The organism is Pseudoxanthomonas sp. SGT-18, assembly GCF_003931645.1.
In the GTDB taxonomy this organism is placed as follows: Bacteria; Pseudomonadota; Gammaproteobacteria; order Xanthomonadales; family Xanthomonadaceae; genus Pseudoxanthomonas.
Genome location: NZ_RRYJ01000004.1, coordinates 86,281 through 110,410, shown reverse-complemented (window position 1 = coordinate 110,410; position 24,130 = coordinate 86,281). Strand labels below are relative to the sequence as shown.

The 24,130-nt window shown below is 71.1% G+C and carries 19 protein-coding genes; 4 read left to right on the top strand and 15 right to left on the bottom strand.

The window, feature by feature from the left end:
* The first annotated feature begins 5 nt into the window (after window positions 1-5).
* From EIM47_RS07400 to bamA, 3 genes are all read left to right on the top strand, one after another.
* Window positions 6-1,232 (top strand): 1-deoxy-D-xylulose-5-phosphate reductoisomerase, encoded by a 1,227-nt coding sequence (locus tag EIM47_RS07400; protein ID WP_125076555.1) that lies wholly within the window; start codon window positions 6-8, stop codon window positions 1,230-1,232.
* Window positions 1,225-2,583, top strand: a complete 1,359-nt coding sequence (rseP, locus tag EIM47_RS07395) for an RIP metalloprotease RseP (RefSeq protein WP_125076554.1) — start codon at window positions 1,225-1,227, stop codon at window positions 2,581-2,583. Before EIM47_RS07400 ends, rseP begins: the two co-directional genes overlap by 8 nt.
* A 68-nt stretch (window positions 2,584-2,651) precedes the next feature.
* A complete protein-coding gene (gene bamA, locus EIM47_RS07390) occupies window positions 2,652-5,054 on the top strand; it encodes an outer membrane protein assembly factor BamA (protein ID WP_026010283.1) in 2,403 nt (800 codons plus the stop codon).
* Window positions 5,055-5,226: 172 nt separating this feature from the next.
* Here bamA and truD read toward each other — a convergent pair whose 3' ends face one another.
* From truD to EIM47_RS07345, 9 genes are all read right to left on the bottom strand, one after another.
* Window positions 5,227-6,285 carry a tRNA pseudouridine(13) synthase TruD gene (gene truD, locus EIM47_RS07385; RefSeq protein ID WP_125076624.1) on the bottom strand — a complete coding sequence of 353 codons (1,059 nt, stop codon included), beginning with the start codon at window positions 6,283-6,285 and terminating at the stop codon, window positions 5,227-5,229.
* An 8-nt stretch (window positions 6,286-6,293) separates the two neighbouring features.
* Window positions 6,294-6,788 (bottom strand): 2-C-methyl-D-erythritol 2,4-cyclodiphosphate synthase, encoded by a 495-nt coding sequence (ispF, locus tag EIM47_RS07380; protein WP_125076553.1) that lies wholly within the window; start codon window positions 6,786-6,788, stop codon window positions 6,294-6,296.
* Between the two features lie 82 nt (window positions 6,789-6,870).
* A complete protein-coding gene (locus EIM47_RS07375) occupies window positions 6,871-7,374 on the bottom strand; it encodes a hypothetical protein (RefSeq protein WP_232207884.1) in 504 nt (167 codons plus the stop codon).
* A 28-nt stretch (window positions 7,375-7,402) separates the two neighbouring features.
* A complete protein-coding gene (gene ispD / locus EIM47_RS07370) occupies window positions 7,403-8,095 on the bottom strand; it encodes a 2-C-methyl-D-erythritol 4-phosphate cytidylyltransferase (protein WP_125076623.1) in 693 nt (230 codons plus the stop codon).
* On the bottom strand, window positions 8,092-8,412 hold the full coding sequence (gene ftsB / locus EIM47_RS07365; RefSeq protein ID WP_050992118.1) for a cell division protein FtsB: 321 nt from the start codon (window positions 8,410-8,412) through the stop codon (window positions 8,092-8,094). Before ftsB ends, ispD begins: the two co-directional genes overlap by 4 nt.
* Before the next feature lie 13 nt (window positions 8,413-8,425).
* Window positions 8,426-9,718 carry a phosphopyruvate hydratase gene (gene eno, locus EIM47_RS07360; protein ID WP_019397577.1) on the bottom strand — a complete coding sequence of 431 codons (1,293 nt, stop codon included), beginning with the start codon at window positions 9,716-9,718 and terminating at the stop codon, window positions 8,426-8,428.
* A gap of 198 nt (window positions 9,719-9,916) precedes the next feature.
* Complete coding sequence (gene kdsA / locus EIM47_RS07355) at window positions 9,917-10,750, bottom strand: 3-deoxy-8-phosphooctulonate synthase (RefSeq protein WP_019397576.1); 834 nt, start codon at window positions 10,748-10,750, stop codon at window positions 9,917-9,919.
* A 104-nt stretch (window positions 10,751-10,854) separates the two neighbouring features.
* On the bottom strand, window positions 10,855-12,519 hold the full coding sequence (locus EIM47_RS07350; protein ID WP_028915353.1) for a CTP synthase: 1,665 nt from the start codon (window positions 12,517-12,519) through the stop codon (window positions 10,855-10,857).
* 144 nt (window positions 12,520-12,663) lie between these two features.
* The gene (locus EIM47_RS07345; RefSeq protein ID WP_019397708.1) at window positions 12,664-12,921 is read right to left on the bottom strand and encodes a hypothetical protein; all 258 of its coding nucleotides are present in this window, start codon (window positions 12,919-12,921) and stop codon (window positions 12,664-12,666) included.
* A 179-nt stretch (window positions 12,922-13,100) separates the two neighbouring features.
* On the opposite strand from EIM47_RS07345, the gene parE reads away from it, so the two are divergent.
* The gene (gene parE, locus EIM47_RS07340) at window positions 13,101-14,990 is read left to right on the top strand and encodes a DNA topoisomerase IV subunit B (protein ID WP_028915352.1); all 1,890 of its coding nucleotides are present in this window, start codon (window positions 13,101-13,103) and stop codon (window positions 14,988-14,990) included.
* Window positions 14,991-15,343: 353 nt separating this feature from the next.
* On the opposite strand, the gene EIM47_RS07335 is transcribed toward parE, so the two are convergent.
* The 6 genes from EIM47_RS07335 to EIM47_RS07310 are packed head-to-tail and all read right to left on the bottom strand — an operon-like array spanning window position 15,344 to window position 24,099.
* On the bottom strand, window positions 15,344-17,458 hold the full coding sequence (locus EIM47_RS07335; protein WP_205948697.1) for a glycoside hydrolase 43 family protein: 2,115 nt from the start codon (window positions 17,456-17,458) through the stop codon (window positions 15,344-15,346).
* Window positions 17,459-17,498: 40 nt separating this feature from the next.
* Complete coding sequence (locus EIM47_RS07330) at window positions 17,499-19,469, bottom strand: glycoside hydrolase family 97 protein (protein ID WP_026010322.1); 1,971 nt, start codon at window positions 19,467-19,469, stop codon at window positions 17,499-17,501.
* Window positions 19,462-20,484, bottom strand: a complete 1,023-nt coding sequence (gene yjfF / locus EIM47_RS07325; RefSeq protein ID WP_019397712.1) for a galactofuranose ABC transporter, permease protein YjfF — start codon at window positions 20,482-20,484, stop codon at window positions 19,462-19,464. The genes EIM47_RS07330 and yjfF overlap by 8 nt, the downstream gene beginning before the upstream one ends.
* Window positions 20,481-21,569: a sugar ABC transporter permease gene (locus EIM47_RS07320; protein WP_019397713.1), complete on the bottom strand. Its 1,089-nt coding sequence runs from the start codon at window positions 21,567-21,569 to the stop codon at window positions 20,481-20,483. Before EIM47_RS07320 ends, yjfF begins: the two co-directional genes overlap by 4 nt.
* Complete coding sequence (locus tag EIM47_RS07315; protein ID WP_125076552.1) at window positions 21,566-23,119, bottom strand: sugar ABC transporter ATP-binding protein; 1,554 nt, start codon at window positions 23,117-23,119, stop codon at window positions 21,566-21,568. Before EIM47_RS07315 ends, EIM47_RS07320 begins: the two co-directional genes overlap by 4 nt.
* Entirely contained in the window at window positions 23,119-24,099 is a 981-nt protein-coding gene (locus EIM47_RS07310; RefSeq protein ID WP_019397715.1) for an ABC transporter substrate-binding protein, read from the bottom strand. The genes EIM47_RS07315 and EIM47_RS07310 overlap by 1 nt, the downstream gene beginning before the upstream one ends.
* Window positions 24,100-24,130: the final 31 nt, after the last annotated feature.

The following is a 24,130-nucleotide window of genomic DNA, read 5'->3' as shown; positions in this document are numbered from 1 at the left end:
TCCCCATGTCTTCCCCCGCCGACATCCGCCGGGTCGCCGTCCTCGGAGCCACCGGCTCCATCGGGACCTCGGCCCTCGATGTCATCGCCCGCCATCCCCGGCGCATGCGCGCCACCGTGCTGGCCGCCGGCGGCCGGGTCGATGCCCTGGTCCAGCTGTGCATCGCCCACCGCCCCGAGCACGCGGTGATCGCCGACCCGGCACTGTTCCCGCGCCTGCGCGACGGGCTGCGCGCTGCCGGCCTGGCCACCCGCGCCCACGCCGGCAGCGAGGCCCTGGAGGCGCTGGCCGCCGGCCCCGATTGCGACACCGTGGTCGCCGCCATCGTCGGCGCCGCCGGCCTCGGCTCCACCCTGTCCGCGGCCCGCGCCGGCAAGCGCCTGCTGCTGGCCAACAAGGAATCGCTGGTGCTGGCCGGTGAGCTGGTGATGGCCGCCGCGCGCGACGCCGGCGCCACCATCGTGCCGATCGACAGCGAGCACAGCGCGGTGTTCCAGTGCCTGCGCGCCTGCCGCGGCCAGGACGTGCGCCGGATCGTGCTGACCGCCTCCGGCGGCCCGTTCCGCGGCCGCAGCCGGGCCTCGTTGGCCGAGGTCACCCCGGCCCAGGCCGTGGCCCATCCCAAGTGGTCGATGGGCCCGAAGATCTCGGTCGACTCGGCCACCCTGATGAACAAGGGCCTGGAGGTGATCGAGGCCCACCACCTGTTCGGCCTGCCCGGCTCGCGGATCGACGTGCTGGTGCACCCGCAGAGCCTGGTCCACGCCCTGGTCGAGTACGTGGACGGCTCCACCCTGGCCCAGCTGGGCCTGCCGGACATGCGCACCGCCCTGGCGGTGGGCCTGGGCTGGCCGGAGCGGATCGAGTCCGGCGTGGCCGGGCTGGACCTGCTGGCCCAGGGCCGGCTGGAGTTCGAGCCGCCGGACATGGACGCCTTCCCCTGCCTGCGCCTGGCGCGCGGGGCGATGGATGCCGGCGGCACCGCCCCGGCGGTGCTCAACGCCGCCAACGAGGAGGCGGTTTCAGCCTTTCTTCAGGGGCGCGTGGGTTTCCTAGCCATTCCCGCGCTGGTCGAGGATGCCCTCGCCGCATTGCCGGCCGCGCCCGCCAGTTCCCTGGAGGCGCTGCTGCAGGCCGACGCGGACGCGCGCCGAGTGACCCGCCAGATGATCGACCACCGTTCCCCCGGCGGTGCCCCAGCCACCCCGCTCCAGGATGCCCGCCATGGGTGAGTTCCTCGGCTCCGTCTGGTGGCTCATCGTCAGCCTCGGGCTGCTGGTGACCTTCCATGAGTTCGGCCACTACTGGGTGGCCCGCCGCTGCGGCGTGGACGTGCTGCGCTTCTCCGTCGGCTTCGGCAAGCCGCTGTGGTCGCGCCGCAACCGCGCCGGCACCGAGTTCGCCATCGCCGCCATCCCGCTGGGCGGCTACGTGAAGATGCTGGACGAGCGCGAGGGCGATGTCCCGATCACCCGCCAGGCGCATGCGTTCAACCGCCAGAACGTGTGGCGGCGGATCGCGATCGTGGCCGCCGGCCCGCTCGCCAACCTGCTGCTGTGCGTGGCCCTGCTGTGGGTGATGTTCATGGTCGGCCGCCAGGACTACGCCCCGGTGCTGGGCCGGGTCGGGGGCGTGGCCGCCGAGGCCGGTCTGCAGCGCGGTGACCGCCTGGTCGCGGTCGACGGCCGCCAGGTCGCGACCTGGACCGATGCCAGCCTGGCCCTGGCCGCTCCGGCGCTGGACCGCCGCGACATCGAGGTCACGGTCGAGGATCCCGCCGGCCGTGTCGCCACCCGCACCCTGCGCCTGTCGCGCCTGCCGGACCAGCTGGACGAGCGCCGCCTGGCCGAGCACGCCGGCCTGGCCTGGCAGTTCATGCTGGCCCCGGCCCGGATCGACCAGGTCCGCGCGGACGGCGCCGCCGCCGGCGCCCTGCTGCCGGGCGACGTGATCCTGGCGATCGACGGCCAGGCGGTGAACGCCGCCGACGAGGTCGCGCCGCTGGTGCGTGCCCTGGGCGAGCGTGGCGGCCCGGGCATGATCGAGGTCGAGCGCGAGGGCGAGCGCCTGGCGATCGAGCTGGAGCCGCGGCGCAGCACCGATCCGGCCCGCGCCGGCGCGTGGGAGCTGGGCATCGTCCTGGCCCCGCCGCAGGCCCCGGCCTATGACGCGGTGCAGCGCTACGGCCCGCTGGCGGCCCTGCCGGTGGCGCTGCGCGAGACCGGCCGCCTGGCCTCCGACTCGCTGGGCATGATGCGGCGCATGGTCACCGGCGAGGCCTCGGTGAAGAACCTCTCCGGCCCGGTCACCATCGCCCGTGCCGCCAACGCCTCGGCCAAGCGTGGCGCCGACTGGTTCCTGTACTTCCTGGCCCTGCTGTCGCTGAGCCTGGCCATCATCAACCTGCTGCCGATCCCGGTCTTGGACGGCGGCCACCTCCTGTATTATTCGATCGAGTTGATCAAGGGCAGTCCGTTGAGCGAGCGGGCGATGGCCACCGGCCAGTACGTCGGCCTGGCCCTGCTGGCCGGCCTGATGGGCCTGGCCTTCTACAACGACCTGCTCGGCCTGCTCCCGCGATGACCCTGACGACCACCGGCGCGCGGCGCCGGCGATTCCTGCCCCGATACCCGTTTTCCACCGGATGTGACATGACGCGATTCCCCGTTCGCCGCCTGCTCGCCCTCGCCCTCGCCTCGTCCCTGAGCCTGTCGGCGATGGCGCAGACGGCCGAGCCGTTCACCGTCGCGGACATCCGCATCGACGGGCTGCAGCGCATCGCGGCCGGCACGGTCTTCACCTACCTGCCGGTGGAGCGCGGCGAGACCCTGGACGCGTCCAAGGCCGGCGACACCGTGCGCGCCCTGTACCGCACCGGCTTCTTCGAGGACGTGCGCCTGGACCGCCAGGGCGACATCCTGGTGATCACCGTCACCGAGCGCCCGGCGATCAACAAGCTCACGCTCAACGGCAACAAGGACATCAAGAGCGAGGACCTGCTGCGCGGCCTGCAGGACATCGGCCTGGCCGAGGGCGAGACCTTCGACCGCCTGGCACTGGACCGCGTCACCCAGGAGCTGACCCGCCAGTACAACAACCGCGGCAAGTACAACGTCCAGATCACGCCCACGGTCAGCCAGCTGGACCGCAACCGCGTGGACGTGACCATCGACATCAAGGAAGGCAAGGCGGCCAAGATCCGCCACGTCAACCTGGTGGGCGCCGAGTCCTTCGACACCGAGGAGATCCTGGATACCTGGGAGTCCAAGGAAAGCTCGTGGATGTCCTGGTACCGCCGCGACGACCAGTACTCCAAGGAAAAGCTCTCCGGCGACATGGAGAAGCTCAACTCCTGGTACCTGGACCGCGGCTACGTGGACTTCAGCATCGACTCCACCCAGGTGTCGATCAGCCCCGACAAGCGCGAGATGTACCTGAGCACCTCGATCACCGAGGGCGAGGTCTACAAGATCTCCGAAATCAAGGTCACCGGCGACACCATCCTGCCGCAGGACGTGGTCGAGCGCATGGTGATCCCCAAGGCCGGCGACACCTTCTCGCGCGTGCTGCTTGAAGCCAGCGCCGACGCCATCACCAACACCCTCAGCAACATCGGCTACGCCTTCGCCCGGGTCAACCCGATCCCGACCCCGAACCGCGCCGACCGCACCGTGGCGATCAACCTGCAGGTGATCCCCGGCCCGCGCGTGAACGTGCGCCGGATCGTGTTCAAGGGCAACACCCGCACCTCCGACGAGGTCCTGCGCCGCGAGATGCGCCAGTTCGAGAACGCCTGGTATTCGCAGGCGGCGATCGACCGCTCCACCGTGCGCCTGCGCCGCCTGGGCTACTTCGAGACCGTCGAGGTCGAGACCCCGCAGGTGCCGGGCAGCGGCGACCAGGTGGACGTGGTGTTCAACGTCAAGGAGACCACCTCCGGCAGCTTCGTGTTCGGCCTCGGCTACTCGCAGCTGGCTGGCATGACCGCCTCGGTGCAGCTGTCGCAGAGCAACTTCCTCGGCGGCGGCAACCGCGTGTCGGTGGAGGCGCAGCGCAGCGACTACCTGCAGCGCTACGCGTTCTCCTACATCAACCCGTTCTTCACCGACGAGGGCGTGTCGCTGGGCTACAACGTCTGGTGGCGCGAGCTGGACTACTCGGACTTCAACACCGCCCAGTACAACAGCACCAACGCCGCGGTGCAGACCGTGCTGGGCCTGCCGATCACCGAGCACAGCTCGGTCTCGCTGCTGTTCGGCATCGACAGCAACCAGATCCAGGCCTGGGGCGGCTACACCCCGCAGGCGATCGTCGACTACCTCGACGCGGTCGGCCAGCGCACCTTCCACGCCTGGCGCACCGAGCTGGGCTGGGCGCGCGACACCCGCAACGACTTCTTCATGCCCACCCGCGGCACCTACCAGCGCGTGGGCCTGGAAACCACCCTGCCCGGCTCGACCGCCGAGTACTACAAGCTCAGCTACGAGTTCTCGCGCTACTGGCGCCTGAGCCCGGCGTTCGTGCTGCGCACCGGCCTGGACCTGGGCTACGGCGACAGCTACGGCAGCGAGACCACCCGCCACCTGTGCGTCCCGGTCGACGGCACCACCGCCGATCCCTGCACGCCGGACGCGGCCGGCTACCGCAAGACCGTCACCGCTTCCGGGCTGCCGTTCTTCGAGAACTTCTACGCCGGCGGCACCCGCTCGGTGCGCGGCTTCCGCGACAACACCCTGGGCCCGCGCTCGGAGGTCATCGCCGGCTACCGCGGCCAGCCGATGGGCGGCTCGCTGAAGACCGTCGGCCAGATCGAGATGGTGTTCCCCAAGCTGTTCGACAGCAATGCCGCGCGCGTCTCGGCCTTCGTCGACTTCGGCAACGTGTACAACGGCATCGACGACTTCGACAGCGGCGAGCTGCGCGCCTCCGCCGGCGTGGCCCTGCTGTGGCGCGCCCCGGTGGGCCCGATCTCGATCAGCTACGCGTTCCCGTTCCGCAAGAAGGAAGGCGACGAGCTGGAGCGCCTGCAGTTCACCTTCGGCGGCGGCTTCTGACGCCAGCGCCAGCAGGCACAGGCACGAAGGGCGCCTTGCGGCGCCCTTCGTGTTTCCGGCGGCCCGATCCGGCCGCCGCAGGCCGGGACCGGTGGCGTAGCCCGGACAGGGCCGCAGGCCGCATCCGGGAGGACACGCCCGCCAAGTACCGGACGCGCTTCGCCGATCCGGGCTACGCGGGCGCCGGGCCGCCTTCCCCTCCCGCGGCCGGTGGGCGTGCCGCGGCATCCTCGATCCGGCCCAGCTGGTCCAGCACCGCGGTCGCATAGCAGCCGGCCGGCAACGCGAACGCCAGTTCCAGCAGGTCATTGGCAAGCCAGCGCCAGACCAGTCCCTGCGGGCGCAGGCGCAGCGCGCGCCGCTCCTGCTCCAGGCCGGCGCGTTCTAGGCCCTCGCGCAGCTTCAGCGAGGTCGGGTCGTCCATCGCCGCCAGCTCCAGCGCCTGGCAGGCGCCTTCGCTGCGCGGCGCGCCGCGGCCCCACAGCGGACCGCTGGGATGGATGTCGAACGCGGCCAGGCGCCTGGCGATGTCTTCCGTCATCGGCTCTGGTCCGAACACGCTGCGGCTGCCCTCCAGGGCCCAGACCTCGCCGTCCAGGCCGCGGTCCCAGCTGCCGTCGGCCACGCGCGCGGCCAGCACCTGGTTGAACAGCGCCGAGCGCGCCGCCGACAGCAGCATCGAACGCTGCTCGCGCCCCACCCGCTTGCCGGCGAACATCGCCAGCGCCTTGGCGATGTTGCCGCCGCCATGGCCGAAGCGCTGGTCGCCGAAGGCATTGGGCACGCCGCGGGCGGCGACCTGCCGCAACCGATCCTCGATCGCCGCGTGTTCGCCCTGCACCCCGCGCAGCACCAGCACGAAGCGGTTGCCGGCCAGCGCCCCGCGCGGCAGCTTGCGCCTGTGGCGGGCCTGGGCCAGCACGCGCAGGCCCTCGCGCTCCAGCGCATCCAGCGGTGGCGGCTCGCGCCCGGGCAGCTGCACGCTGAAGCGCTGCACGGTGACCGCGTGGCGGTCCTTGAGCCCGGCATAGCCGACCGCCACCTCCGGCACCCCGGCCCAGCGCGCGATCTCCCCGGCGACGAAGCCGGTGTTCATGCCGCGCTTCTCGATGGTCAGCAGCAGGTGCTCGCCGTCGCCGCTGGCCTCGAAACCGTCCAGTTCCTCGACCCGGAAATCCTCCGGGACGGAGCGGATCCGCGCCGCCAGCACCGGCGCGCCGAAGGCCTGCATCGGCGCGTTCACGCGCGCACCAGCATCGCCACCGCCTGCGCGGCGATGCCCTCGCCGCGGCCGGTGAAGCCCAGCTTCTCGCTGGTGGTGGCCTTGACGCTGATCGCGTCCAGGTCCACGCCGCAGGCTTCGGCGATGCGCTGGCGCATCTGCGCCGCGTGCGGGCCGACCTTGGGCCGCTCGCAGACGATGGTGATGTCGGCGTTGCCCAGCTTCCAGCCGCAGCCGGCCACCAGGCCGACGCAGTGGCGCAGCAGCACCAGGCTGTCGGCGCCGCGCCAGCGCTCGTCGCCGGGCGGGAAGTGCACGCCGATGTCGCCCAGCGCCAGCGCGCCGAGGATGGCGTCGCACAGCGCATGCAGGGCCACGTCGCCGTCGCTGTGCGCGACCACGCCGCGCTCGTGCGGCACGCGCACGCCGCCAAGCATCACGTGGTCGCCCTCGCCGAACACGTGGACGTCGTAGCCCTGGCCGATGCGGAAGGGAGGGATGTCGATTGCCATGTCGCAGGTTCCGGTCGTTGCCGGACGGTCCGGCACGTCGTGCCTATTGTGCCCTCCGGGTGGCAGGACCGGGCGTATCCCCTCAGCCAGCGAGGATGTCGGGCCAGAACGCCACCAGGTTCTGCAGCGCATGCGGCAGCGCCGCGGCGGCGAAGGCGTGGCGGAAGGAGCGCCGGCGCCAGGTCATCCAGCAACAGCTGAAGACGAAGAACGGGAACCAGGTGCCGATGAACCAGATCGGCGCGACCAGGCCATGCAGCAGCCCCCAGAGCAAGCCTGCGAGCAAGGCCCTGGACGGGATGCTCCAGCGCCCTGGCATCAGCGCCAGCATCCCGCCCAGCAGCAGGGTCTCCACCACCGGCGCGAACAGGACGCCCCCGATGAAGGCGCGCCATCCGGTACCGGCGTCGACCTGGTCCATTCCGTCCCTCGGAAGGCCTGCAAGCTCCAGCACGGCAAGCCCGAGCGCGACGCAGGCCAGGGCACCGGCGAGGGAGACCAGGAAGGCCAGGAACGACCGCCACAACAGGCGGCCATCCGGGTCAGCCAGCAACGCGTCGCGGAAGAACCTTCCCACCTTCGCCATCACGACCTCCCTGTCGTGCCGGCACCGCTCAGCGGCGCGAAAGCTCGAACTCGAACCGTGCCAGGTCGGCGGGCGTGGTGACCTTGAAGTTGTCCTCGCGGCCTTCCACCAGCAGCGGGCGCTGGCCCTGCAGTTCGAACGCCATGGCCTCGTCGGTGACCTCCACCCCTGCGGCCGCGGCGGCCTCCAGGGCGCGGGTCAGCTGCAGGCGCCGGAACAGCTGCGGGGTCAGCGCGCGCCACAGCCGCTCGCGCGGCTCGGTGCGGTCGATGCCGCCGTCGTCGCCGGCGCGCTTGAGGGTGTCGCGCACCGGCGCAGCCAGGATCGCGCCGACCGGATCGAGCCGGCCGCGCTCCAGCAACCGGTCCAGGTCCTCCAGCGCCAGGTTGGGACGGGCGGCATCGTGGACCAGCACGAAATCGTCCGGGCGCACCGATTCGGGCAGCGCCTGCAGCGCGGCCAGCACCGAGGCGGCGCGGCTGTCGCCGCCGGTGCAGGCCAGCAGCGGCTTGCCGCGGTACTCGTGCCAGCCAGGCCAGCGCGGGTCGTCGCCGGACAGCGCCACCACCACCCCGGCCACCGCCGGGTGCGCCAGCAGCGCGTCGAGGGTGTGCACCAGCAACGGCTTGCCGGCCACTTCCAGGTATTGCTTGGGGACCTCGCCGCCGAAACGGGTGCCGCGGCCCGCCGCGGGCACCACCGCCCAGATGCCGCCCATCAGTCCTCCTCCGCCGCCGGCGGGGGCGGCAGCGGGCGCGGCGGGGTGTCCTCGACCACGCGATAGAACACCTCGCCCGGCTTGATCATGCCCAGCTCGCTGCGCGCGCGCTCCTCGACCGCGGCCACGCCCTCCTTGAGGTCGCGTACCTCGGCCGCGAGCGCGGCGTTGCGTTCCTCCAGGCCCGCATTCTCGCGGCGCTGGGCCTCGACCTGCGCCGCCAGCGCGGTGACCTCGCCCGCGTTGCCGATGCCGAACCAGAGCCGGTACTGCAGCCATCCCAGCAGCAGGACCAGCCCCAGGAGCACCCATCGCAACACGGGCGATCCTCCCTCAGCGCTTCAGCGAGACGAAGGCGTCGCGGCCGGCGTAGCGGGCCGAGCCGCCCAGCGCTTCCTCGATGCGCAGCAGCTGGTTGTACTTGGCCACGCGGTCGCTGCGGCACAGCGAGCCGGTCTTGATCTGGGTCGCTGTGGTGGCCACGGCGATGTCCGAGATCGTGGTGTCCTCGGTCTCGCCCGAGCGGTGCGAGACGATCGAGGCGTAGCCGGCCTTGTGCGCCATGGCGATGGCGTCCAGGGTCTCGCTCAGGGTACCGATCTGGTTGACCTTGATCAGGATCGCGTTGGCGGTGCCCGAGTCGATGCCCTGCTTGAGGATCTTCGGGTTGGTCACGAACAGGTCGTCGCCGACCAGCTGCACCTTGCTGCCCAGGCGCTCGGTCAGCTGCTTCCAGCCGGCCCAGTCGTCCTCGGCCAGGCCGTCCTCGATGGTGATGATCGGGTACTGGGCGACCCAGTCGGCCAGGAAGTCGACGAACTGCTCGGAGGACAGGCGCTTGTTCTCGCCCACCAGGTGGTACTTGCCGTTGTCGTAGAACTCGCTGGAGGCCACGTCCAGGCCCAGCAGCACGTCCTCGCCGGCCTTGTAGCCGGCCTTGCCAATGGCCTCCAGGATGGTGTCCAGGGCCTCGACGTTGCTGCGGAAGTCCGGGGCGAAGCCGCCCTCGTCGCCCACCGCGGTGCTCAGGCCGTGGCCCTTGAGCACGGACTTGAGCGAGTGGAACACCTCGGTGCCGGCGCGCAGGGCCTCGGAGAACGAGGAGGCGCCGACCGGCAGGATCATGAACTCCTGGAAGTCGACGTTGTTGTCGGCGTGGGCGCCGCCGTTGATGATGTTCATCATCGGCACCGGCAGCGACACGTTCGACTCGGTGATCGAGGCGATGTACTGCCACAGCGGCTGCTTCTTCGAGGCGGCCACGGCATGGGCGGCGGCCAGCGACACGCCCAGCAGCGCGTTGGCGCCCAGGCGGCCCTTGTTCTCGGTGCCGTCCAGGTCGATCAGGCGGCGGTCCAGGCCCTGCTGGTCGGCGGCGTCGAAGCCGGCCAGGGCCTCGGCGATGGCGCCGTTGACGTTGGCCACCGCGTTCTTCACGCCCTTGCCCAGGTAGCGGGTCTTGTCGCCGTCGCGCAGCTCCACCGCCTCCTTGGTGCCGGTGGAGGCGCCGGACGGCACCGCGGCACGGCCGAAGGAACCATCGGCCAGGGTGACCTCGGCTTCGAGGGTGGGGTTGCCGCGGCTGTCGAGGATTTCGCGGGCGTGGATCTTGGCGATGCTGGTCATTGGGATGGCTAGCGTCCAGTGGGTGGAGTCGTCCGGAAGTTTAACGGAGCCGGGCCCGGCTTTGGCGGCTTTTCCCGGGCTTTTCCGCCACTTGCGGCGGCCCGCCTTCGTTGCCGCGGAAACGGCCGCCCCGGAACGCAGGACGGGCGCCCTGGGGCGCCCGCCTGGTCGTGCCCTGGCCACCCCCACGGGGCGGTTTCAGAGGGTCTGTTCGATGAAGCCGTGCTTCTTGGTGATCGAGTCCAGCGCCAGCAGGGTTTCCAGCAGCGCCTCCATCTTGCCCAGCGGCCAGGCATTGGGGCCGTCGGACAGGGCCTTGGCCGGATCCGGGTGGGTCTCGGCGAACAGGCCGGCCACGCCCACGGCCACCGCCGCGCGCGCCAGCACCGGCACGAACTCGCGCTGGCCGCCGGAGCTGGTGCCCTGGCCGCCCGGCAGCTGCACCGAATGGGTGGCGTCGAACACCACCGGGCAGCCGGTCTGCCGCATCACGCTCAGCGAGCGCATGTCGCTGACCAGGTTGTTGTAGCCGAAGCTGGCGCCGCGCTCGCACACCAGGATCTGCTCGTTGCCGGTGGACTTGGCCTTCTCCACCACCGGCTTCATGTCCCACGGCGAAAGGAACTGGCCCTTCTTGATGTTCACCGGCTTGCCGGCCGAGCACACGTTGCGGATGAAGTCGGTCTGCCGCACCAGGAACGCCGGGGTCTGCAGCACGTCCACCACCGCGGCCACCTCGTGCAGCGGGGTGTATTCGTGCACGTCGGTCAGCACCGGCACGCCGATCTGGCGCTTGACCTCGGCCAGCACCTTCAGGCCCTCCTCCAGGCCCGGGCCGCGGAAGCTGCTGCCGGAGGTACGGTTGGCCTTGTCGAAGCTGGACTTGAAGATGAAGTTGATGCCCAGCTTGCCGGTGATCTCCTTGAGCCTGCCGGCCACGTCCAGCTGCAGCTGCATCGATTCGATCACGCAGGGGCCGGCGATCAGGAACAGCGGCTGGTCCAGGCCGACTTCGAATCCACACAGTTTCATTGCTTCTTCCTCTTCCGGGGACGGCAGCCGGCGCGCGGCGCCGGCAACTGGACGATCGGTTCACCCCGGCCGGCGCGAAGGGCGCGCCAACCGGGCGGCGGGCCTCAGGCCCGCGCCTCCTTCAGCAGCTTGCCGCCGGCCTTCTTCTCGCGCGCGGCGCGGATGAAGCCGACGAACAGCGGATGGCCCTCGCGCGGGGTGGACAGGAACTCCGGGTGGGCCTGGCAGGCCAGGAACCACGGATGCTCGTTGCGCGGCAGCTCCACCATCTCCACCAGGGTGTCGTCCATCGACTTGGCCGAGATGACCAGGCCGGCGTCCTCCAGCTGGGTGCGGTAGCGGTTGTTGAACTCGTAGCGGTGGCGGTGGCGCTCGGCGACCACGTCCTTGCCGTACAGCTCGCGCGCCAGGGTGCCCGGCTTGAGCCGCTGCTCCTGCAGGCCCAGGCGCATGGTGCCGCCCAGGTCGGACTTCTCGTCGCGCTTCTCCACCTCGCCGGTGCTGGTGCGCCACTCGGTGATCAGGCCGATCACCGGGTGCGGGCACTGCTTGTCGTTCTCGGTGCTGTTGGCGCCTTCCAGCCCGGCGCGGTGGCGGGCGAAGTCCACCACCGCCGCCTGCATGCCGTAGCAGATGCCGAAGTACGGGATGCCGTGCTCGCGCGCGAACTTCGAGGTCAGGACCTTGCCCTCGAAGCCGCGGTCGCCGAAGCCGCCCGGGACCAGGATGCCGTCCACGTCGGCCAGCAGCGCCTCGGCGCCTGCGGTCTCCATGTCCTGCGACTCCAGCCACTTCAGGTTGACCCGGGTGCGCTGGCGCAGGCCGCCGTGCTTGAGCGCCTCGCCCACCGACTTGTACGCGTCCTTGTGGTCCACGTACTTGCCGACCACGGCGATGGTGACCTCGTCCACCGGGTTGACCGTGGCGTCGACCGCGGCCTCCCACTCGTGCAGGTCGGCCGGGCGCGGCGGCTGCAGGCGCAGGCGGTCGACCACCAGCGCGTCCAGGCCCTGGGCGTGCAGCTCCAGCGGCAGCTTGTACAGCACGTCCACGTCCTGCACCGAGATGACGGCGCGCTCGGGGACGTTGGTGAACAGCGCGATCTTGCGGCGCTCGCCGTCCGGCAGCGGCTGCTCGGAACGGCACAGCAGCACGTCCGGCTGGATGCCGATCGAGCGCAGTTCCTTGACCGAGTGCTGGGTCGGCTTGGTCTTCAGCTCGCCGGCGGCGGCGATCCACGGCACCAGGGTCAGGTGCATGAACAGCGCCTTCTCCGGGCCGCGCTCGGCACGGATCTGGCGGATCGCCTCCAGGAACGGCAGCGACTCGATGTCGCCCACCGTGCCGCCGATCTCGACCAGGGCCACGTCGTAGCCCTCGGTGGCCTCGTCGATGCAGCGGCGGATCTCGTCGGTGATGTGCGGGATCACCTGCACGGTGGCGCCGAGGTAGTCGCCGCGGCGCTCCTTGCGGATCACCTCGGCGTAGATCCGGCCGGTGGTGACCGAATTCTTGCGGCTCAGGCGGGTGCGCACGAAGCGCTCGTAGTGGCCCAGGTCCAGGTCGGTCTCGGCGCCGTCGTCGGTGACGTAGACCTCGCCGTGCTGGAACGGGCTCATGGTGCCCGGGTCCACGTTGATGTAGGGGTCTAGCTTCATCATCGTGACCCGCAGGCCACGGGCCTCGAGGATGGACGCGAGCGAAGCGGCGGCGATGCCCTTGCCTAGCGAGGACACCACGCCGCCGGTAACGAAGATCAGGGGAGTCATTTGGCGGGGCTCCGGAAAGCCGTAGTTTACCGGCTCGACCGCCCGAGCCCAAGCCGGCGGCTACCCGCCGGCGCGCCCGGAGCCGACGAAAAAGCCCGCCGGACAAGGGCCGGCGGGCCTGGAACAGGTCCCGAACGGGCGCCTTCAGCGCCGTTCGCGCTGCTCTTCTTCCTCTTCGCGCTGCGGGCGCGACTTGTTGCGCGGGTCCTGGCCGGACCGGGCCGCCTCGCGGCGGCGGGCGCGTTCGTCGGCCTCGGCATTGTCCCTGGCCTCCTGGGCCTTGTGCTCGGCCAGCGCACCCTGGCGGCCCTCGGCCTTGCGCTCCTGGGCCAGCGCCGGGACGGCGATGGCCGCGACCGCCACCGCGGCGGCCACTGCGCTCCAGATCAGGCGTCGGTTCATGGCGTTCCTCCGCTTGGGGGGGCATTGCGCCGGCCACGGGGGGCGGCCGGCCGCGGCTCGTGCCGCGGCCCCGGTTATACGTCCGCGCGCCCTGCGCCGGCCTGAACGGGCTGGCGGGCGTGCAAAAACGGCAGACAGGCCGCACACTTGCGCGTCTTTACCGCGTCACCGAAGGTTCCATGAGCAGCCGTTACAACGCCGCCGACATCGAAGTCCTGTCCGGCCTGGACCCGGTCAAGCGCCGGCCCGGCATGTATACCGACACCTCGCGCCCCAACCACCTGGCGCAGGAGGTGATCGACAACGCGGTGGACGAGGCGCTGGCCGGGCATGCGCGCTCGGTCGAGGTCACCCTGTACCGCGACGGCAGCTGCGAGGTGGCCGACGACGGCCGCGGCATGCCGGTGGACATCCACCCCGAGGAGAAGATCCCGGGCGTGGAGCTGATCCTCACCCGCCTGCACGCGGGCGGCAAGTTCAGCAACAAGAACTACACCTTCTCCGGCGGCCTGCACGGCGTGGGCGTGAGCGTGGTCAACGCCCTGTCCACCCTGGTCGAGGTGCACATCAAGCGCGACGGCGCCGAGCACCGCATCACCTTCCGCGACGGCAACCGCGCCACCCCGCTGGAGGTGGTCGGCACCGTCGGCAAGAAGAACACCGGCACCCGCGTGCGCTTCTGGCCGGACCCGAAGTACTTCGACAGCCCGAAGATCAACGTCCGCGCCCTGCGCCACCTGCTGCGCGCCAAGGCCGTGCTGTGCCCCGGCCTGACCGTGACCCTGTTCGACGAGGCCTCCGGCGAGCGCGACACCTGGCACTACGAGGACGGCCTGCGCGACTACCTCAAGGGCGAACTGGCCGGCCGCGAGCTGCTGCCGCCGGAGCTGTTCACCGGCTCGCTGAAGAAGGAGACCGAGGTGGTGGACTGGGCCGTGGCCTGGGTCCCGGAGGGCGAGCTGGTCCAGGAGAGCTACGTCAACCTGATCCCCACCGCCCAGCACGGCACCCACGTCAACGGCCTGCGCTCGGGCCTGACCGACGCGCTGCGCGAGTTCTGCGACTTCCGCAACCTGCTGCCGCGCGGGGTCAAGCTGGCGCCGGAGGACGTGTGGGACCGCGTCGCCTTCGTGCTGTCGCTGAAGATGAGCGACCCGCAGTTCAGCGGCCAGACCAAGGAGCGCCTGTCCTCGCGCCAGGCCGCCGGCTTCATCGAGAGCGCCGTGCACGACGCCTTCAGCCTGTGGCTGAACCAGAACGTGGACATGGGCGAGCGCATCGCCCAGATCGCGATCGAGCGCGCCAGCGCGCGCCTGAAGACCGAGAAGCAGGTCGTCCGCAAGAAGGTCACCCAGGGCCCGGCCCTGCCCGGCAAGCTGGCCGATTGCATCAGCCAGGACCTGTCGCGCACCGAGCTGTTCCTGGTGGAAGGCGACTCGGCCGGCGGCAGTGCCAAGCAGGCGCGCGACAAGGACTTCCAGGCCATCCTCCCGCTGCGCGGCAAGATCCTCAACACCTGGGAAGTGGCCTCCGGCAGCGTGCTGGCCTCGCAGGAAGTGCACGACCTGGCCGTGGCCATCGGCTGCGATCCGGGCAAGGACGACCTGTCGGGCCTGCGCTACGGCAAGATCGTGATCCTGGCCGACGCCGACTCCGACGGCCTGCACATCGCCACCCTGCTGTCGGCGCTGTTCCTGCGCCACTTCCCGGCCCTGGTCGCCGCCGGCCACGTGTTCGTGGCCATGCCGCCACTGTTCCGCGTGGACGTGGGCAAGCAGGTGTTCTACGCCCTGGACGAGGAAGAGAAGCGCCTGCTGCTGGAGAAGATCGCCCGCGAGAAGATCAAGGGCCAGGTCAGCGTGACCCGCTTCAAGGGCCTGGGCGAGATGAACCCGCAGCAGCTGCGCGAGTCCACCATCCACCCCGACACCCGCCGCCTGGTGCAGCTGACCGTCGACGACGGTGAACAGACCCGCGCGCTGATGGACATGCTGCTGGCCAAGAAGCGGGCAAGCGATCGCAAGGCGTGGCTGGAGACGAAGGGCGATCTGGCCTCGTTAGAGGTCTAAAAGCCTCGCACGTCCAGACTGCTGGGCCGTGGCGACGGCCCCGACGTCGTCGCACTTCAACGGCGCAGGGGCGCGGCCTCGTTAGAGGTCTAAAAGCCTCGCACGTCCAGACTGCTGGGCCGTGGCGACGGCCCAGACGTCGTCGCACTTCAACGGCGCAGGGGCGCGGCCTCGTTAGAGGTCTAAAGCCTCGCACGTCCAGACTGCTGGGCCGTGGCGACGGCCCCGACGTCGTCGCATTTCAACGGCGCAGGGGCGCGGCTTCGCTGGAGGTCTGAAGGGCTCGGGATCGGGGATCCGGGATTCGGAGTTCGCGGAACGTGGCGCGGGCAGGGCCAGGGCCGCTGCCTTGGCTAGTCCTCCGCCAGCTTCCACGCCAGCACCGTGCCGTCGCGACGGTCGGGTCGCGTGCCGGGGCGGTCGGCGGCATAGGGCTCGCCGCTGCCGGGCAGGATGCCCAGGTAGCGGTGGGTCTTCATCGACAGCAGCATGAACTGGCCGCGCAGCAGGTCCTGCCACATGAAGCGGCTGTCCACCGGATGCTCGGGCAACAGGCGCACGTCGGCGGACAGGCCGATGCCGACCACGGTCAGGAAGCCGCTGCCATCCATCGCTTCCAGCGCCACCTGGCCATTGCCGCGGTCATGCACGCGGAAACGGGCAGACGGCGACCGCGCCCTCCCGTCGTCGGCCGCCACCGGTTGCACCACGCCCAGCGGATGGACTGCGGCCACGCTGCCATCGCCCAGGTTCTCCAGCCTCACCACCTTGCCCAGCGGGATGTTGCGCGAGCGGTCGGCCAGCGGCTCGTGCAGGTCGAAACGGTCGAAGTCCGCATATCCGCCTTCGCGCCCGGCGCTGTTGTACGCGAACAGCGCGTAGCGCGAGCCCTGGAAGGTCTTGAGCTGGTACGGCAGCCGCACCGGCTCGCCGATGTCGTGGAAGCGGCGCCCGTCCGCACTCCAGGAGAACCAGGCCAGGTCCTCGTCGTGGTCGCCGCGCACGCGCAGGTGCACGCGGGCCCGGGGCAGTGGCACCTCGACCCGGCGGTCCTGCGCCTGCGAATACCAACGCAGCACGCGGCGTCCGTCCTCCTGCATCACCGCCAGCCACGCCGCCGGCATGTTCAGCAGGCCCAGCCCGGCCACGTCGCCCGGCTGCAACCCGGATGCATCCAGCACCACGGTGGCCGTGGCCTCCGGGCCCACCACGCGCTGGGTCAGGCTGTTGCGCGCATGCAGGAAGCCTTCGGCCGGCAGCGCGTGCAGGCGCAGGTGGCCCGGGCGCTCGCGCAGCGACCACTTGCCGTCCAGCGGCTGGTGGTTCCACTGCCACACCGGCTGCAGCCGCGGCGCGGAGAAGGCGTCGCTGCGCACGTACGGCGCATGCGGCCGGATGCGTGGGTCCACCACCGGCTTGGTCCAGGTACGCGGCGTGCGCCCCAGGTTGCCCGGCAGGCCGAAGTACGGCCAGCCATCGTGCCAGGTGACCGGCGACAGGAAGGTGGTGCGGCCGACGGACTTGAGGTCCATCATCGAGAAGCCCCACCACCTGCCGTCCGGCGCCTGCACGATGCCGCCCTGGTGCAGCGGCACGGCGCCCAGCGCGTTGTCCGCGGGCTTGTGCGAAGAGAACGACGCACCGTCGGCCGGAACCGGCGAGCGCTGGCCCACGCTGTCCTCCCACCAGCCGCGCTGGAAGCCCATGCTCTCGCTGGCGCTGATCGCCACCGTCTCCCATGGACCATCGAGGCGGTCGGCGCGCGCGGCCTGCATGCGCCCGACCGGGGCGTAGTTGGCGCTGATGATGTAGTAGCGCCCGTCGATCTTGTAGAAGTGGTGGCCCTCGCCCATGCCATTGCCGGCCGGGATGATGACCCGCTCGCTGCCCTCGACCACGCCGGACAGGTCCGGCTTGAGCTCCACCAGCCGCACCTCGTTGTAGTTGAACACCGCCCACACCCGGCCGTCGTCGTCGAACAGCACCGACAGGTCATGCAGGTTGCGGTCGATCACCGTGTGGTCCCACGGCCCCGCCGGGTCGCTGGCGGTGAACACGTGCAGGCCGCGCTCGTTGATGTTGGCGAAGACATGGAAGCGGCCATCGTGGTAACGCAGCACCGGCGCCCAGATGCCCTGGCCGTACAGGTCCTTGCCGTCCTCCAGCCGGTACTCGGGTCCGGGCGGGAACTCCGTGAGCGCGTACGAGACGAATTCCCAGTTCACCAGGTCGCGCGAGCGCAGCAGCGGCAGGCCAGGCACCGCGTGCATGGTGGTGCCGGTCATGTAGAACCAGTCGTCCACCCGGACCAGGTCCGGGTCGGAGAACTCGTCGTAGAAGATCGGGTTGGTGTAGGTGCCGTTGCCGTTGTCGGCGGTCCAGCTGGCTGGCGCAGCGACCGCGGACACGCCGCCCGCCAGCAGCAACATCAGCAGGCACGCCAGCCCGAATGGTCGCGCGAACACCATCACTTGCCTCCCCGCGCGGCGCGCCCTGGGCGCCGTCGCATCAATCCAGCTGCAGCACGAAGCCGCCGGCGGCCGGCAGCTCCAGTTCCAGCGGCCGGCCGGGCGCCAGCTCCACCTGCCGTTCCGCGAAGCCCGGCGCGTCGCCGCCATCGGTGAGCAGCTGGCCGCGCAGCACGCCACCGCCCAGCTTGCCGGCGTCCAACACGATCCTGCGCGGTCCCGGCCCGGCATTGATCCCGGCCACGTAGCGGCGCCCGCCGCCTTCGCGCACGAACACCGCGCACCGGCCCGGGTAGCCATCGATGAAGCGGCTGTCGTCCCATGCCTCCGGCAGGCCGGCAAGGAAGTGGCGCACGTACTCCGGCACCTGCGCCATGCCCTCGGCGGTCTCGGCGTAGTGCTGGATGCCGGAGACGAACAGCACCGACTGCGCCAGCTCGAACGCCGCGCTGGTGCGGCGCTGGACGCGGTCGTTGAGCTTGACCATGGCCAGCGGGGTGAAGTCCATCGGGTCGAACACGTTGCGGGTGAACGGCAGGGTCGCCGCGTGCACCGGGACGCGGTCGGCATTGGCCTGCTCGAAGGTGGCGAACTCCAGCCCGCGCACCGCTTCCATGGTCTGCAGGTGCGGCCAGGTGCGCTGCCAGCCGCGCGGCAGGGTCGAGCCGTGGAAGTTCATCTGGAAGCCGTACGGAGCCGAGTCGGCCAGCAGGTCCAGGTAGTAGGCGATCATCGACGAGCCGTCGCCGCCGAAGAAATCCACCTTCAGCCCGGCCACGCCCATGGCCTTGAGCTTGTCGAACTCGCGCACCCGGCTGGCATGGTCCAGCAGGCGGCTGCGCGGGGTCTGCGGCGCCTCGTTCCAGTCGCCGGCCGAGTTGTACCAGACCAGCACCGACACGCCCTTGCCGCGCGCGTAGTCCACCAGCTCGCGCATCTTCGCCTCGCCGATCTGCACGTCCCACAGCGCGTCCACAAGGGTGTAGCGCCAGCCCATGCGCGCGGCGTAGTCGACGAACTGCTTCTGCACCTCGAACACGGTGTGGTCGTCGCCCAGCAGCGGCCAGCTCCACGAGGCCTTGCCCGGCACCGAGGGCGCGGCCACCGCCGGCGGGTCGGCCAGGTCGGTGCCGAGGGTGGAATCGGCCACGGTGGCCAGGTCGCCCACCGCGACGATGCGCCACGGCGAACGCCACGGGAACCCCTCGATCCACGGCAACGCCGCCCCGCCCGGCAGGGCTTCGCGTGCGTCGGGGAAGCCGAGCAGGTACTCGCCCGGAACCGCGCCATCGAGCAGGCGGCTGCCGGCATCGCCGCGGCGCAGGCTGCCCTCGCTGAGCAGGATCCAGTCCTGCCCGCTGCGGAACAGCGCCGGGAACACCCAGCCATGCCCCAGCGGCGAAGGCGTGCCCACCGCAACGTCCTGCAGGTAGTACTCCTCGTAGGAGGGATTGGTGCGGCCGAAGCCGGTCTTGGGCTCGGCCAGCGGCTGCAGCCAGGCATGGGCATCGACCGGCAGGCGGAACGTGGCCGCATCGCGCTTCCAGGTATCCAGCCCCGGTACCGGGCGCTGCAGCTCGTAGCGGAACGCGGCGCCATCGTTGGACAGCTGCCAGGCCACGGCCAGCTCGTGGCCCCGCCCATCCTCCCAGCGGAACACGCGGCGGTTGGCGCGGTAATGGTTGTGGCGGCGCTTTCCGGACAGCAGCTCGTAGTCGTCGGCCACCGCCTGCACCGGATCGGCACCGGCGAAGGCCAGCCCGCGCGACAGGTCCACGCCCTCGCCCACCATGCCCAGCGGCGACGGCGCGATCACCTCGCGGCCTTCGCGCAGCAGCCGCCAGGTGGGGCGGCCGGCCTCGTCCAGCGCCATCTCCACGCGCAGCCTGCCGTCCGGACTTGCGACCTCGCCCAGCGCCGGCGTGGCCGCCTGCAGCGGCAGCCAGGCGCCCGCCAATGCCAGTGCCGCCAGCACGCGCGCGGCGCGCGCACGGAGCCACTTGTCAGCCATGACCGCCTCCACTCGCTTGACCGCCCCGCGCCAGCAGGCGCTGCAACAGGCAGAACGCCAGCAGCAGCACGCCGATGGCAATGCGCGTCCACCACGAGCTGAGGGTGCCGTCGAACACGATCAGGGTCTGGATCAGGCCCAGCACCAGCACCCCGAACAGCGAACCCAGCACGTAGCCGCTACCGCCCGCGAGCAGGGTGCCGCCGATCACCACCGCGGCGATCGCATCCAGCTCCAGGCCCATGCCGTGCAGGCTGTAGCCGCTGAGCATGTAGAACGTGTAGACCACGCCGGCCAGCGCCGAGCAGAAGCCGCTGAGGGCGTAGACCTTGATCAGGGTCGCGTCCACCGGCAGGCCCATCAGCTCCGCCGACTGCGCGCTGCCGCCAATGGCGTACACCGTGCGCCCGAAGCGGGTGGAACCGGCCAGCACCACGCCGGCCGCCACCACCGCCAGCGCCACCAGCGCCGCCACCGAGAGCGAGGCACCGCCGCCCAGCGGCACCCGGGTGCTGGCCACGGCCACGTGGAAGGCATGGTTGATGCCAATCGAATCCACGCTGACCAGGGTCGCCGCGCCGCGCGCCAGGAACATGCCGGCCAGGGTCACCACGAACGGCTGCAGCCGGTAGCGTTCGATCAGCACGCCCATCAGCGCGCCAAAGCCGGTGCCGATCAGCAGCACCAGCGGGATTGCCGCCAGCGGATGCCAGCCGTGTTTCTCCACCAGGCTGGCCAGCAGCACCGTGGTGAAGGCCACCACCGCGCCCACCGACAGGTCGATGCCGCCGGTGAGGATCACGAAGGTCATGCCGACCGCGACGATCAGCAGGAAGGCGTTGTCGATCAGCAGGTTCAGGAACACCTGCGGCGACAGGAAGCCTTCGTAGAGGATGCCGCCGGCGGCGGACATGGCCACGAACAGGGCCAGGGTCACCGCCAGCGACAGCAGGCCGGGCTCGCGCAGCCGGCGCAGCAGGTTGCCGGCCCCCGGGGCGCGCATCGCGATGCTCATGCGCGTGCCTCCCTGCGGCTGAACAGCGTCCTGGCCTTGGCCCGGAACTGCGGCGACTGCAGCAGCAGCACCGCGGTCACCAGCAGCGCCTTGACCACCAGGTTGACCTGCGGCGGCACGCCGATGGCGTAGATGGTGGTGGTCAGGGTCTGGATGATCAGCGCGCCCAGCAGGCTGCCGGCCAGGCTGAAGCGGCCGCCGGACAGGGCGCTGCCGCCCAGGGCCACGGCCAGGATCGCGTCCAGCTCCAGCAGCTGGCCGGCGTTGTTGGCATCGGCGCTGGCCACGTTGGAGCTGACCAGCAGCCCGGCCAGGCCGGCGCTGAAGCTGCAGAACACGTACAGCGACAGGGCGATGGCGCGGGCGCGGATGCCGGCCACGTGGGCCGCGGCCGGGTTGTGGCCGATGGCGCGCACGAACAGCCCCAGCGCGGTGCGGTCCAGCAGCAGCTTCAGGCCCACGAACACCGCCGCCAGCACGAACAGCGAGAACGGCAGGCCGAACAGGAAGCCGTTGCCGAGGAAGGCGTAGGGCGCGTAGTAGATGGTGAGGATCTGCCCATCGCCGATCAGCTGGGCCACCCCGCGCCCGGCCACCATCAGGATCAGGGTGGCGATGATCGGCTGCATCCCGACCCTGACCACCAGCACGCCATTCCACAGCCCGCACAGCGCGGCCACCGCCAGCGCCGCGGCGATCGCGCCGAACAGCGGTGCCAGGCCCCCGCTGCCGCCGGCCTGCATGCGGGCGATGGTCCAGGCCGCGACCGTGGCGCTGATCGCCAGCACCGCGCCCACCGAGATGTCCAGGCCACGCACCGCGATCACCAGGGTCATGCCCAGCGAAACCAGCGCAAGTGGAGCCGCCCGGTTGGCGATGTCGACGAGGTTTCCGTACAGGTGCCCGTCACGCCACTGCAGCGCCAGGAAACCGGGGTTGAACAGCGCGTTGCCCAGCAGCAGCAGGACCAGGGCCAGCGCCGGCCACAGCAGCGGATGCGCCATCAGGCGCTCGCGCAGGCCCGGCCGCGCGGACTGCGGCCGCGGCTGTGCCGGTTGCACCAGGGGAGCCTGTTCCTCGCTCATGCGTGCCCCGCGATCAGGTCCAGGACCCGGCTGCCATCGCTGCCGCCGTCCAGCTCGCCGGCCTTGCGCCGCTCGCGCAGCACCGCGATGCGGTCGCTGAGCCGGGTCAGCTCCTCGATCTCGGCGGAAATGAACAGCACCGCCATGCCCTGCCGCGCCAGTTTCACCACCTCGGCCATGATCTCCTGCTTGGCGGCGATGTCGATGCCGCGGGTCGGTTCGTCAAGGATCAGCAGCGAGGGCTGCGTGGCCAGCCAGCGCGCCAGCACCACCTTCTGCTGGTTGCCGCCGGACAGCGCGCCCACCGGCGTCTCGATGTCGGCGGTCTTGATCCCGAGCAGGCGCACGAATTCGCGCGCCATCTCCTCCTGCCTGGCCTGCGGCAGCGCGCGCCACCAGCCGCGCCGCGCCTGCAGCGCCAGCACGATGTTCTCGCGCACCGACAGCCCGGCGACGATGCCTTCGGTCTTGCGTTCCTCCGGGCACAGCGCCAGCCCGCGCGCCACCGCCTCGGCCGGATGCCGCAGCTGCACCGCCTGGCCGCCGATGCGCAATTCGCCCGCGTCGGCGCGGTCCAGGCCGAACAGCAGCCGCGCCAGTTCGGTGCGGCCGGAACCCAGCAGCCCGCCCAGGCCCAGCACCTCGCCGGCGCGCAGCTGCAGGTCCACCGGATGCAGCGCGCCGCGCCGGGCCAGGCCGCGCGCCTCGGCCACCACCTCGCCCGCCGCAACGCTTTCCCCCGGCTCGCGCCCCCCGGCCAGCGCCACCTCGCGCCCGACCATGGCCGCCACCAGCGCGCCCTGCGGCAGCTCCGATGCGGCGTATTCGCCCACCAGGGTGCCGTTGCGCAGCACGGTGATGCGGTCGGAGACCGCATACACCTGGTCCAGGAAATGGGTGACGAACAGGATCGCCATGCCGCGGTCGCGCAGCCGGCGCATCACCGCGAACAGCGCCTGCACCTCGTCCTCGTCCAGGCTGGAGGTGGGCTCGTCCAGCACCAGCACCTTCGCCTGCACGCCCAGCGCGCGGGCGATGGCCACCATCTGCTGCACCGCCACCGGGTAGCTGCCCAGGCTGCGGTCCACGTCGATGTCCAGGCCCAGGTGCGCCAGCAGTTCGCGCGCGCCGGCGCGCACCTTCGGCCAGTCGATCAGGCCGCTCCAGCGCCGCTTCGGGTAGCGCCCGGCGAACAGGTTCTCGGCCACCGACAGGTTCGGGCACAGGTTCACTTCCTGGTAGACCGTGCTGATGCCCAGCGACTGCGCTTCCAGCGGCGTGCCCGGGGCGACCTCGCGGCCGTCCAGCTCGATGCGACCGGCGTCGGGACGCTCGACCCCGGTGACCAGCTTGATCAGGGTGGACTTGCCGGCGCCGTTCTGGCCCATCAGCGCGTGGATCTCGCCGGCACGCAGCACCAGCCCGGCGTCGTCCAGCGCCAGGGTGGCGCCGAAGCGCTTGCGCAGGCCCGAGGCCTGCAGCACGACCGGCGCGGCCGCGCTCCCGCCGCGGCCGCCATCGCCCTGCGCGTGCCCTTGCGCCGGCGCCATCAGTACTTCCGGTTGGGCAGTTCGGCGGCGGCCTGGTCCATGGTGTACACGCCCTCCTCCACCACCACGCGCTTGGGCACCTGCCGCCCGGCGTGCACGTCGCGGATCAGCTGCGCCAGCTGCGGGCCCAGCAGCGGGTTGCACTCCACGGTGGCGTTGAGCTTGCCGGCCTTCATCGCCTCGAACGCGCCGCGCACGCCGTCGATGGAGACGATGCGGATGTCCTGGCCCGGCTTCAGCCCGGCCTCCTCGATCGCCTGGATCGCGCCGATGGCCATGTCGTCGTTGTGCGCGAACAGCACGTCGATGCGGCCACCCTCGGCCTTGAGGAAGGCCTCCATCACTTCCTTACCCTTGGCGCGGGTGAAGTCGCCGCTCTGCGAGCGCACGATCTGGAAGCGCGGATCGGTGGCGATCACTTCCTTGAAGCCGCGCATGCGGTCGTTGGCCGGGGCCGAACCCACGGTGCCCTGCAGCTCGACCACGCGGATCGGCCCTTCCTTGTCCTTGCTGTCCTCGATCAGCCAGCGCGCTGCCCGGCGGCCTTCCTCGACGAAGTCCGAGCCGATCAGGGTCACGTACAGCGAGTCGTCGGACACGTCCACCGCGCGGTCGGTCAGCACCACCGGGATGCCGGCGGCCTTGGCCTCGCGCAGCACCGTCTCCCAGCCGGACTCGACCACCGGCGAGAACGCGATCACGTCCACGCGCTGGGCGATGAACGAGCGGATCGCCTTGATCTGGTTTTCCTGCTTCTGCTGGGCGTCGGAGAAGCGCAGGCGGAACTCGGGCGCGGCCAGCGCCTCCTTCACCGAGCGGGTGTTGGCGGTGCGCCACTCGCTCTCGGCGCCGACCTGGCTGAAGCCGACGGTGATCGGCTTGCCCTCGCCGCCTTCGCCGCCGCTGCCCTCGCCGCCGCCGGAACAGCCGGCCAGCGCCATGGCGCCCAGCGCCAGCATCCCGAACACGAACTTCCTCATCGCTCCCTCCCGATCGATTCGTTGTTGTGCC

Excerpts from the sequence above, each read along its gene's own strand:
- parE (WP_028915352.1), top strand. The coding sequence starts at position 13,101 with ATGAGCAGCCGTTACAACGCCGCCGACATCGAAGTCCTGTCCGGCCTG.
- rseP (WP_125076554.1), top strand. The coding sequence starts at position 1,225 with ATGGGTGAGTTCCTCGGCTCCGTCTGGTGGCTCATCGTCAGCCTCGGG.
- EIM47_RS07400 (WP_125076555.1), top strand. The coding sequence starts at position 6 with ATGTCTTCCCCCGCCGACATCCGCCGGGTCGCCGTCCTCGGAGCCACC.
- EIM47_RS07345 (WP_019397708.1), bottom strand. The coding sequence starts at position 12,921 with ATGAACCGACGCCTGATCTGGAGCGCAGTGGCCGCCGCGGTGGCGGTC.
- EIM47_RS07320 (WP_019397713.1), bottom strand. The coding sequence starts at position 21,569 with ATGAGCGAGGAACAGGCTCCCCTGGTGCAACCGGCACAGCCGCGGCCG.
- EIM47_RS07330 (WP_026010322.1), bottom strand. The coding sequence starts at position 19,469 with ATGGCTGACAAGTGGCTCCGTGCGCGCGCCGCGCGCGTGCTGGCGGCA.
- kdsA (WP_019397576.1), bottom strand. The coding sequence starts at position 10,750 with ATGAAACTGTGTGGATTCGAAGTCGGCCTGGACCAGCCGCTGTTCCTG.
- EIM47_RS07350 (WP_028915353.1), bottom strand. The coding sequence starts at position 12,519 with ATGACTCCCCTGATCTTCGTTACCGGCGGCGTGGTGTCCTCGCTAGGC.
- bamA (WP_026010283.1), top strand. The coding sequence starts at position 2,652 with ATGACGCGATTCCCCGTTCGCCGCCTGCTCGCCCTCGCCCTCGCCTCG.
- EIM47_RS07315 (WP_125076552.1), bottom strand. The coding sequence starts at position 23,119 with ATGGCGCCGGCGCAAGGGCACGCGCAGGGCGATGGCGGCCGCGGCGGG.
- EIM47_RS07335 (WP_205948697.1), bottom strand. The coding sequence starts at position 17,458 with ATGGTGTTCGCGCGACCATTCGGGCTGGCGTGCCTGCTGATGTTGCTG.
- EIM47_RS07310 (WP_019397715.1), bottom strand. The coding sequence starts at position 24,099 with ATGAGGAAGTTCGTGTTCGGGATGCTGGCGCTGGGCGCCATGGCGCTG.
- yjfF (WP_019397712.1), bottom strand. The coding sequence starts at position 20,484 with ATGAGCATCGCGATGCGCGCCCCGGGGGCCGGCAACCTGCTGCGCCGG.
- EIM47_RS07375 (WP_232207884.1), bottom strand. The coding sequence starts at position 7,374 with ATGGCGAAGGTGGGAAGGTTCTTCCGCGACGCGTTGCTGGCTGACCCG.
- eno (WP_019397577.1), bottom strand. The coding sequence starts at position 9,718 with ATGACCAGCATCGCCAAGATCCACGCCCGCGAAATCCTCGACAGCCGC.
- truD (WP_125076624.1), bottom strand. The coding sequence starts at position 6,285 with ATGCAGGCCTTCGGCGCGCCGGTGCTGGCGGCGCGGATCCGCTCCGTC.
- ispF (WP_125076553.1), bottom strand. The coding sequence starts at position 6,788 with ATGGCAATCGACATCCCTCCCTTCCGCATCGGCCAGGGCTACGACGTC.